This window comes from Micromonospora chokoriensis, from assembly GCF_000718555.1.
In the GTDB taxonomy this organism is placed as follows: Bacteria; Actinomycetota; Actinomycetes; order Mycobacteriales; family Micromonosporaceae; genus Micromonospora; species Micromonospora chokoriensis_B.
The window spans coordinates 285,415-292,198 of the sequence record NZ_JOAN01000005.1 but is presented as its reverse complement, the minus strand read 5'-3'; the positions used below and the strand labels follow the sequence as shown (position 1 = coordinate 292,198).

Annotated in this window: 8 protein-coding genes and 1 rRNA gene; 8 read left to right on the top strand and 1 reads right to left on the bottom strand. The window is 73.0% G+C overall.

All coding sequences use genetic code 11. From position 1 onward, the window contains the following. The 4 genes from rrf to IF46_RS0109930 all read left to right on the top strand — a co-directional run. A 5S ribosomal RNA gene (rrf, locus tag IF46_RS33210) occupies positions 1-97 on the top strand; the annotation flags it as partial. Between the two features lie 516 nt (positions 98-613). Beyond that, on the top strand, positions 614-1,633 hold the full coding sequence (locus IF46_RS34345; RefSeq protein ID WP_036391532.1) for a hypothetical protein: 1,020 nt from the start codon (positions 614-616) through the stop codon (positions 1,631-1,633). Positions 1,634-1,653: 20 nt separating this feature from the next. Further along, positions 1,654-2,529 (top strand): hypothetical protein, encoded by an 876-nt coding sequence (locus IF46_RS0109935; RefSeq protein WP_030488008.1) that lies wholly within the window; start codon positions 1,654-1,656, stop codon positions 2,527-2,529. Beyond that, entirely contained in the window at positions 2,526-3,557 is a 1,032-nt protein-coding gene (locus IF46_RS0109930; RefSeq protein WP_030488007.1) for an HAD-IIA family hydrolase, read from the top strand. Before IF46_RS0109935 ends, IF46_RS0109930 begins: the two co-directional genes overlap by 4 nt. Positions 3,558-3,570: 13 nt before the next feature. On the opposite strand, the gene IF46_RS0109925 is transcribed toward IF46_RS0109930, so the two are convergent. After that, the gene (locus IF46_RS0109925; protein ID WP_030488006.1) at positions 3,571-3,909 is read right to left on the bottom strand and encodes an SCP2 sterol-binding domain-containing protein; all 339 of its coding nucleotides are present in this window, start codon (positions 3,907-3,909) and stop codon (positions 3,571-3,573) included. A 111-nt stretch (positions 3,910-4,020) separates the two neighbouring features. On the opposite strand from IF46_RS0109925, the gene IF46_RS0109920 reads away from it, so the two are divergent. From IF46_RS0109920 to IF46_RS0109905, 4 genes are all read left to right on the top strand, one after another. Further along, positions 4,021-4,596: a phasin family protein gene (locus tag IF46_RS0109920; protein ID WP_030488005.1), complete on the top strand. Its 576-nt coding sequence runs from the start codon at positions 4,021-4,023 to the stop codon at positions 4,594-4,596. Further along, a complete protein-coding gene (locus tag IF46_RS0109915) occupies positions 4,593-4,871 on the top strand; it encodes a hypothetical protein (RefSeq protein ID WP_051723810.1) in 279 nt (92 codons plus the stop codon). Before IF46_RS0109920 ends, IF46_RS0109915 begins: the two co-directional genes overlap by 4 nt. 38 nt (positions 4,872-4,909) lie before the next feature. Beyond that, positions 4,910-5,770, top strand: a complete 861-nt coding sequence (locus IF46_RS0109910; RefSeq protein WP_030488003.1) for a TlyA family RNA methyltransferase — start codon at positions 4,910-4,912, stop codon at positions 5,768-5,770. Positions 5,771-5,879: 109 nt separating this feature from the next. Continuing rightward, positions 5,880-6,764, top strand: coding sequence for an NAD kinase (locus IF46_RS0109905; protein WP_030488002.1), 885 nt, complete (start codon positions 5,880-5,882; stop codon positions 6,762-6,764). The last annotated feature ends 20 nt before the right edge of the window (positions 6,765-6,784 follow it).

Genomic DNA, 6,784 nt, shown 5'->3' with positions numbered 1-6,784 from the left:
GGAAACGCCCGGTTACATTCCGAACCCGGAAGCTAAGCCCTCCAGCGCCGATGGTACTGCACTCGTGAGGGTGTGGGAGAGTAGGACGCCGCCGGACAATCTTCCAGTCGAGGGCCGCCCCATCCGGGTCGGCCCTCGACTGCGTAGCGCCATTGGTGGCGCAATGAGGAAGGATGTACCTGTGAGTTCAGGACCGCAGGGCGGAGACCGTCCCCGTCGTTACGAAGACCGTACTGACGGTGCGGGCGGACGCGACCGCGGCCCGCGCCGCGATGACCGAGACCGGCCCCCGTACCGGGGAGACCGCGACAGCGGTGGCGGCGCCCGAGGCGGATACGCCGGCGGCCGCGACTCTGGCTCCCGTGGTGGTGACCGGGACAGCTCGCGCTCCAGCGCTCCTCGCGAGGGTGGCTACCGTGGTGGCGACCGTTCGAGTGCTCCCCGCGAGGGTGGCTTCCGGGGCGGTGACCGTTCGGGTGCTCCCCGCGAGGGTGGCTTCCGGGGCGGTGACCGTTCGGGTGCTCCCCGTGAGGGCCGTGGCGGCGACCGTGACGGTGGTTTCCGTGGTGGTGACCGTCGTGAGGGCGGTTTCCGTGGTGGCGACCGTGATGCCGTGGCGGCGACCGTGACGGTGGTTTCCGTGGTGGTGACCGTCGTGAGGGCGGTTTCCGTGGTGGCGACCGTGATGGTTCGCGCTCGGGTGCTCCCCGCGAGGGTGGCTTCCGTGGCGGCGACCGTCGTGAGGGCGGTTTCCGTGGTGGCGACCGTGACGGTGGTTTCCGTGGTGGTGACCGTCGTGAGGGCGGTTTCCGTGGTGGCGACCGTGATGGTTCGCGTTCGAGTGCTCCCCGTGAGGGCGGATACCAGGGTGGCGACCGCCGTGAGGGCGGGTACCAGGGTGGCGACCGCACTCGTTCCGGCCCGCCGCGTGAGGGTGGCTTCCGTGGCGGCGACCGTGATGGTTCGCGTTCCAGCGCTCCGCGTGAGGGTGGCTTCCGTGGTGGCGACCGTGATGGTTCGCGCTCGGGTGCTCCCCGTGAGGGTGGTTTCCGTGGCGGCGACCGCGATGGTGGTTTCCGTGGTGGTGACCGTCGCGAGGGCGGGTACCAGGGTGGCGACCGCACTCGTTCCGGCCCGCCGCGTGAGGGTGGCTTCCGTGGTGGCGACCGCGACGGTGGCTTCCGGGGCGGTGACCGTCGTGAAGGCGGCTTCCGTGGTGGCGACCGCGACGGTTCGCGTTCCAGCGCTCCGCGTGAGGGTGGGTTCCGTGGCGGCGACCGGGACGGCTCGCGTTCCAGCGCTCCCCGTGAGGGTGGCTTCCGTGGTGGCGACCGCGAGGCTGGCTTCCGCGGCGGTGACCGTCGTGAAGGCGGCTTCCGTGGTGGCGACCGCGACCGTTCGCGTTCCAGCGCTCCGCGTGAGGGTGGCTTCCGGGGCGGTGACCGGGGTGGAGAGCGTGCCGGTGGCTTCCGGGCCGACGAGCGGCCGCGTCGCGAGGGGGAGTTCCGTCGCGATGACCGCGCTGGCGGCTCCGAATCGTTCGAGGGCGGGCGTAGCTCGGCCCCGGCACTGCCGGACGACATTGTCGCGACCGACCTCGACAAGGACGTTCGCGCTGAGCTGCTGTCGCTGAACAAGCCGGTCGCCGAGGCGGTGGCCCGGCACCTGGTCGCCACTGGGCAGCTGATCGACGAAAATCCGGCCGAGGCATTGGCGCACGCGCTGGCTGCACGGCGGCTCGCGTCGCGCATCTCCGCCGTTCGCGAGGCGGTCGGCCTGGCCGCGTACCACGCGGGGGAGTGGCAGTCGGCGATTGCCGAGCTGCGCACGTACCACCGGATGAGCGGGTTGCAGAGCCACCTGGCCGTGCTCGCGGACTGCGAGCGGGCTCTCGGTCGGCCGGAGCGGGCCATCGACCTGTTCCGTGGCGCGGACCGGGAGAAGCTGGACCAGGCCGTGGCGATTGAGCTACTGATCGTCGCCGCTGGCGCGCGGGGTGACCTCGGGCAGAAGGACGCCGCGGTCGCGATGCTCCAGGTCCCGGACCTCACCAGCGAGGCCACCGTGCCGTGGACGGCCCGGCTGCGGTACGCGTATGCCGACGCGCTGCTTGCGGTGGGCCGGCGCGAGGAGGCCCGCGAATGGTTCTCCCGCGCTGCCGACGTGGACACCGAGGGCGAGACCGACGCTGCCGAGCGGCTGCTCGAACTCGACGGCGTGGTCATCGAGGGTGACGACGAGGACGAGACCGCCGAGGAGACCGCCGCAGGCCCCGGCGCCTCCGACGCCGACCTGGCCGACGACGACGAAGACGACGACGAAGACGACGACGACGACGAAGACGACGACGAAGACGACGACGACGACGACGACGACGACGAAGACGACGACGAAGACGACGACGACGAAGACGACGACGAAGACGACGAAGACGCCACTGGCGACAGCGGCGTGACGTCCGGCGACGCGGTTGACGCCGACGGAACCGCTCCGGCCCGGGGCGACGAGTCGGGGTCGACGCAGCGGTGAGCGCGGGCGTGGGGGAGCGGCTGGTCGACGGGTACACCCTTGTCGTCTTCGACCTGGACGGTGTGATCTACCTGATCGACCGGCCGATCCCCGGCGCCGTCGAGGCAGTGGCCCGACTGCACGCCGAGGGGCGGGCGGTCGCGTACGCCACCAACAACGCGTCCCGCCGGTCCAGCGAGGTCGCCGACCTTCTGACGGGGATGGGTGTGCCGGCCCGGCCGGAGGAGGTCATGACCTCTGCCGCGGCCTCGGCAGAGTTGCTTCGTGACCGACTGCCCGCCGGCACGCCGGTGTTGGTGGTCGGCGCGGAGGCGCTGCGCGCGGAGTTGCGCGCGGTCGGCCTGATCCTGGTCACTCAGGCCGATGAGAAGCCGGCGGCGGTGGTGCAGGGGTACGGCCCGCAGGTCGGCTGGGCCGAGCTGGCCGAAGCGTCGATCGCGGTACGGGCCGGTGCGCTCTGGATCGCCACCAACACCGATCGGACCCTGCCCAGTGGGCGGGGTCCGCTGCCGGGTAACGGTTCCCTGGTCGCCGTGCTGCGTACGGCGCTGGAGCGGGATCCCGACGTGGTGGTCGGCAAGCCGGAGCCGGCGCTGTTCGAGACCGCCGCCCGGCGCAGTGGCGGTGGGCGGAGCCTGGTGGTGGGTGACCGCCTGGACACCGACATCGAGGGTGCCCGTCGGGCGGGGCTGGACAGCCTGCTGGTGCTCACCGGTGTGCACGGCGTACCGGATCTGCTGGCCGCCGATCCGCAGCGGCGGCCCACGTACGTCGCGCGGGACCTGGCGGGGCTGTTCGACCCGGCGGCCGCCGTGCGGGTCCCGGGCCCCGCGGACGCCGGCGGTTGGTCCGTGACCGACCGGGACGGCACGCTGGAGCTGGCGGGGTCGGGTCGGGCGCTCGACGCCTTGGCCGCGCTATGCGCGGTGGCCTGGTCGGCACCGGTGCCGACGCTGCCGAAGATCCGACCGGTGGGCCCGGACGCGGCCCACGCGGTGGAGAGTTTCGGTCTGACCGCTGCCGGGTGACCCGAGGCGGTCGTCAGAGCAGCTTGCGCAGCTTGAGCAGGTCGAACGGGTTGGCCTTGATCGACACCCGGCGGGAGGCCACCGCGCTGGTGACGTCCAGGTCGCCACGGACCAGGGCGAGCAGGTCGTCGCTGGACGTGGTCAGCGCGATCTTGGCCTTGGGGTCGTCGCCGTCGGCCAGCTCGATCAGCCGACCGTCGGTGATCCGGCCGTGGAACGCGGTGTCCAGGTCGGTGATCCGGCAGGCCAGTGTCCGGTCCAGGTCGATCCGTTCGCGCACCGTGTCGGCGTTGCGATCCAACCGGGCGGCCAGCTCCTGCAACGCCTGCCGGCACTCGTCCACGCTGGCCACATCTCCCCCTCGCTGATCGCCACGCCGTCCTCGGCACCGTACCGCACGAGCCAGTCGGGGGTGCCCGGTAGCGTGACACCTGCACACCCCGCCCCGTGGAAGGACTCAGGCATGCAGGACGCGTGGCGCGCCTACCTCGAGCTGGCCATGGGCCTCGCGGAGGCGCCTCGGAAGAAGGCCCAGGACGTGGCACGTCGCCTCGTCGGCTCCGGCGGCGCGACCGCCGCTCAACTTCAGGCCCTCGGCGAGGAGTTGGTCACCACCGGCGCCGCCAACCGGGAGGCTCTGACCAAGCTGGTCCGTTTCGAGGTCGACCGGGCTCTCGGCGCGGTCGGCCTGGCCACCGCCGACGAGGTGGCCGAGCTGACCCGACGGGTGCACGACCTGGAACGGCAGCTCCGGGAGGCGCGGTCCGCCGAGCCGGCCCACGCGCCGACCGGGCGCCCCATTGCGCAACCCGACCCGACCCTCGCCGCGCAGCCCGGCACCGCCCTCGTGCCGTCCGACGCCGCGGCGGGTGCCCCGGTCGCCAAGAAGGCCGTGGCGAAGAAGGCCGTGGCCAAGAAGGCGGTCGCGAAGAAGGCGCCGACGGCGGTCAGCCGGACTGACGATGAGGACGTCCCGACGCCAGCGGCGATGCCCGCCAAGAAGGCGGTCCGCAAGCAGCGGCCGGACGACGCCGAATGAGCCAGCCCGGCCGGCCGGCTGGCGGCTCCTTCCCGGCCCGGCCCGGTCCACCACCGGCCGGCGGCTCGTTCCCGCCCCGGCCTGGTCCCGGGGTGGGTGCCCGCCCCGGGCCGCCACCGGCCCTCGGGGACGATGAGGCGCGGCACCCGGCGGTGGACGCCGCCGTGCAGGCCATGGCCAACGCGGCGACGCTCGCTCCCGCCGACCAGATCGCCCAGTACGAGGCGGCCTACGAGACGCTGCGGGAAACCCTCGCCACCATCGACCAGACCTGAGTGCGACGACCAGGCCTGAGCAGACCGGAGAACCATCCATGGCACGTCGTAACCGGCTGGACGCCGAACTCGTCCGCCGCGGTCTGGCCCGCTCCCGCGAGCAGGCCGCCGCGTTGGTGGAGGCCGGCCGGGTCCAACTGCGCGGTGTGGTCGCCCGTAAGGCGGCCGCGATGGTCGACCCCGCCGATCCGCTCCTGGTGACCGGCGCGAACCCGACCGAGGAGTACGTCTCCCGGGGCGGGCACAAGCTCGCTGGCGCGCTGGCCGCGTTCGCCCCCGGTGGGCTGCACGTCGCCGGGCGGCGTTGCCTGGACGCGGGTGCGTCGACCGGTGGGTTCACCGACGTGCTGCTGCGCGCCGACGCGGCCGAGGTGGTGGCCGTGGACGTCGGCTACGGGCAGCTCGCCTGGCCGTTGCGGACCAACGAGCGGGTGCGCGTTCTGGAGCGCACCAACGTCCGTACCCTCGATGCGGACGCGATCGGTGGCCCGGTCGATCTCACGGTGGCCGACCTGTCGTTCATCTCGCTGCGGCTGGTGTTGCCGGCGCTGGCCGGCTGCACCCGCGACGACGGTGATCTGGCGTTGATGGTCAAGCCGCAGTTCGAGGTCGGCAAGGAGCGGGTTGGCGCCGGGGGCGTGGTCCGCGATCCGGAGCTGCGCACCGAAGCGGTGCTGGACGTGGCCGCGGCGGCCGCGCAGCTCGGCCTCGGGTTGGCCGACGTGGCGGCCAGCCCGCTGCCCGGGCCGAGCGGCAACGTGGAGTTCTTCGTATGGTTGCGCCGGGGCGCACCACCGGCCGACCCGCAGCGGGTGCGGGCCGTGGTGGCGGCCGGGCCGGATGGCTCGACGACGGCCGGCGACGTGCCGGACGTGGCGGCGGAGGAGGTCGCAGGGTGAACGCGCGCAGCGAGGACGCCGCAACGGGCCGCGCGGTGACACGCGGCGGTGCCGAGGCGACGGTGCCGGTGGCGCGACGCCGCCCGGTCCGGTGTGGGTGGGTGGCCCGATGAGCCGGACCGCGCTGCTGGTGACCCACACTGGTCGTCGACGTAGCACGGAGCACGCCCGGTCGGTCGCCGCCGACCTGATCGACGCGGGTTTCGAGGTGCGGGTGGTGGCCGATGAGGCCGACGACCTCGACCTGCCCGGCGTGGTGCCGATCACCGGCCCGCAGGCCGCGGAGGGTGCCGAGATCGTCTTCGCGCTCGGTGGGGACGGCACCTTCCTGCGCGCCGCCGAGCTGGCCCGGCCGGCGAAGGTGCCGCTGCTCGGCATCAACCTCGGCAAGGTGGGCTTCCTGGCGGAGGCGGAGATCGACGACCTGGACACCGCGGTGCGGGACGTCGTTGGCCGCAACTACACGGTCGACGAGCGGCTGACCCTGGATGTCACGGCCGAGTTCGACGGTGGCCCGACAATCGAGTCCTGGGCGCTCAACGAGATCAGCATCGAAAAGGGCGAGCGGGCGCAGATGCTCGAACTGCTCGTCGACGTGGACGGCCGACCGCTGTCGCGTTACGGCTGCGACGGTGTCGTCTGCGCCACGCCCACCGGCTCCACGGCGTACGCGTTCTCCGGTGGTGGCCCGGTGGTCTGGCCCGAGGTGGAGGCGCTGCTGCTGGTGCCGATCAGCGCGCACGCGTTGTTCAGCCGCCCGTTGGTCACCGCCCCGACGTCCACCTTCGTGATCACCGTCGACCCGTTCACCACCCTGGCTGTGCTCTCCTGCGACGGGCGGCGCGTCTACGATCTGCCGCCCGGTGCGCGGGTGACGGTGCGTCGGGGTGCCCTGCCGGTGCGCGTCGTGCGGCTGCGGCCTCGCCCGTTCACCGACCGGCTGGTGGCCAAGTTCGACCTTCCCGTGCACGGGTGGCGTGGCAGCCGCCGGTGACGGTTTCGTACACCGTCGGT